Source organism: Micromonospora sp. KC207 (assembly GCF_004348615.1).
Taxonomy (GTDB): Bacteria; Actinomycetota; Actinomycetes; order Mycobacteriales; family Micromonosporaceae; genus Micromonospora.
The window spans coordinates 1-2,426 of sequence record NZ_SMKJ01000517.1 but is presented as its reverse complement, the minus strand read 5'-3'; the positions used below and the strand labels follow the sequence as shown (position 1 = coordinate 2,426).

Annotated in this window: 4 protein-coding genes; 2 read left to right on the top strand and 2 right to left on the bottom strand. The window is 72.5% G+C overall.

What is annotated here, in order from left to right:
- Window positions 1-353: cellulose binding domain-containing protein (locus E1258_RS32025; protein ID WP_207919912.1), on the top strand; the 353-nt coding region annotated here is incomplete at its 5' end.
- Between the two features lie 81 nt (window positions 354-434).
- Here E1258_RS32025 and E1258_RS32020 read toward each other — a convergent pair.
- Window positions 435-1,214, bottom strand: coding sequence for a glucose 1-dehydrogenase (locus tag E1258_RS32020; protein WP_132407644.1), 780 nt, complete (start codon window positions 1,212-1,214; stop codon window positions 435-437).
- A complete protein-coding gene (locus tag E1258_RS32015) occupies window positions 1,214-1,486 on the bottom strand; it encodes a hypothetical protein (RefSeq protein WP_132407642.1) in 273 nt (90 codons plus the stop codon). Before E1258_RS32015 ends, E1258_RS32020 begins: the two co-directional genes overlap by 1 nt.
- Before the next feature lie 200 nt (window positions 1,487-1,686).
- On the opposite strand from E1258_RS32015, the gene E1258_RS32010 reads away from it, so the two are divergent.
- Window positions 1,687-2,274, top strand: a complete 588-nt coding sequence (locus tag E1258_RS32010) for a general stress protein (protein WP_132407640.1) — start codon at window positions 1,687-1,689, stop codon at window positions 2,272-2,274.
- The last annotated feature ends 152 nt before the right edge of the window (window positions 2,275-2,426 follow it).

Here is a 2,426-nt window from a genome sequence, read left to right as displayed (position 1 = left end):
GCACCCCCACGACGCCGCCGACGACCCCGCCGAACGGCCCCTGCAAGGTCACCTTCACCCCGAACACGTGGTCCGGTGGGTTCACCGCCGAACTGCGGGTGACCAACGGTGGCAGCGCACTCAACGGGTGGTCGCTGAGCTTCGGCTTCGGCTCCGGTTCCGGGGTGCGGCTGACCAGCGGCTGGAACGGCGAGTGGAGCCAGAACGGCGACGTGTTCCTCGTCCGCAACGCCGCCTGGAACGGCAACCTGCCGGCCGGCGGCACGGTGAGCGTCGGGTTCCAGGGCACCTTCTCCGGAGCCTCGCTGCCCACCGCCGTCGGGTTCACCCTCAACGGCTCACGCTGCAACTGAGGCGACGACACCCCGACCGCTGACGCCCCGACCGCCGTGCCGCCGCGCGGCGGTCGGGGCCCGTCGGCCGGGCGACGCCGCTCAGGCGCCCTGGCCCTGGTTCTGCATCAGCCCGCCGTCCATGAAGTACGTCGACCCGGTCACGTAGTCGGCGTCGTCGCTGGCCAGGAAAACGGCGAGCCGGCCGATCTCCTCCGGCTCGGCGGCCCGCTTCCACGGGATGCTCTGCACCTGCTCCTCCAGGTAGGCCGGGTCGTCGATGGCCTTCTGGTTGAACGGGGTGAGCACCATCCCGGGCCCGATGTTGTTGACGTTGAGATGCATCGGCGCCACCTCCAGCGCGAGGCTCTTTGCGAACTCCAGCAGCGCGCCCTTGCTGGCGTCGTAGTCGGAGCCCCCGGCGCGGGCCACCTCCTGGTGGATCGACGTGATGTTGATGATCTTCCCGTGGCCGCCCTGGTCGCGGCGGTGTCGCACGAACCGCCGGGAGCAGAAGAACGCCCCGTAGACGTTGATCCGGATCGCCCGGTCCCACGTCTCGGTGTCCAGGTCCACCACGGGGATGCCGGAGGCGTCCACCCCGGCGTCGTTCATCAGCACGTCGAGGGTGCCGAACTCGGCGATGGCCGCGTCGAACATCGCCTCGACGTCCTGCTCGTCGCTGATGTCGCAGCGCACCACCACCGCCCGCCGGCCGGCCTGCTCGACCCGTTCCCGGGTGCTCTCGGCCCCCTGCCGGTCGTGCAGGTAGTGCACCACCACGTCGGCGCCCTCGCGGGCGAACTCGATGGCCGTGGCCTGCCCGATGCCCGAGTCCGAGCCGGTGATCAGGGCGGTCCTCCCGTCGAGCCGTCCGGTCATCAGCGTGCTCCCTCCGGTCGTCCCGTGCCGGTCGGCACGGTCTGGCGCGGGCGGTCCGCGCGTGCGTGTGGCTGCTGCTCGGCCTCGGTGAACTGCCCGGCGGCGTTGATCAGGCCGATGTGCGAGAACGCCTGCGGGAAGTCGCCGACAAAGCGGTAGTCGAAGTTGCGGTCCCCGCCCAGCGCCTCGGGCAGCGAGGTGGTCGCCGCCGCGACGATCGCGCCGCCGGGCTGGTACGTCATGCCCTGCACGACCAGCCCGCTGCGCCGCACCAGCTCTCTCGCCCTCGCCGCAGGTCACCGGCACATCGCCGCGCAGCCGCAGCCGGGCCGCCCCGCAGGAAGCCGTGTTCGCCGATCCGTCCGCTGTCCACGGCGGTGCCTACCCGGCGTCGGCGAGCAGCATTCGCTCCGGCGACGACGTTACCGCCCGCCGGCCGGGGGAACGCGGGTGGTCGACGAAGGAGGACACCATGACCAGACCCTCGACCTCGACTGCGGCCTGGCAACCCGGCATGCCGGGCGCGAGCAACCTCCCGTCCGGCCCGGCGGGCCGGCCCGCCGCGCCCAGCGGCGACGGCAACGGCCCGCAGGCGGGGCCGCCGACCGTGACGATCGGTTCGTACCCGGACTATCCGTCGGCGCAGCGGGTGGTGGACTACCTGGCCGACAACCGGTTCCCGGTGGAACGCACGGCGATCGTGGGGACGAACCTCACTCTCGTCGAGACGGTGCTCGGCCGGCTGACCACGGGCCGGGCGGGCCTGGTCGGCGCGGGCACGGGTGCCTGGTTCGGTCTGTTCATCGGCCTGCTGTTCGGGATCTTCACCGCTGGTAGCTGGCTCGCGGTGATCCTGGTCGGGCTGGTGATCGGCGCGATCTGGGGTGCCGTGTTCGGCGCGGTGACGCACGCGATGACCGGTGGCCAGCGGGACTTCACCTCGGCGAGCACGCTGCGCGCCGCCCAGTACGCGGTCACCGTCGATGCCGACCTGGCCGACCAGGCCCAGCAGCTACTGGGCCGGATGCACCTGACGCCGACGGGCGCGACCGCCCGCTGAGCGGTGACCTGACTGCCCAACGGGCGGCCCCGGGGACTCCCCTGGGCCGTCCGCCGTCCGTCGGGGGTCGACGCCCAACGGCGGTGTCCACGACATGGTGGTATCCGGCCGCCGGGATTCGGCCAGGTCGGCGACATGACGCCCCCCCCCCC

Excerpts from the sequence above, each read along its gene's own strand:
- E1258_RS32020 (WP_132407644.1), bottom strand. The coding sequence starts at position 1,214 with ATGACCGGACGGCTCGACGGGAGGACCGCCCTGATCACCGGCTCGGAC.
- E1258_RS32010 (WP_132407640.1), top strand. The coding sequence starts at position 1,687 with ATGACCAGACCCTCGACCTCGACTGCGGCCTGGCAACCCGGCATGCCG.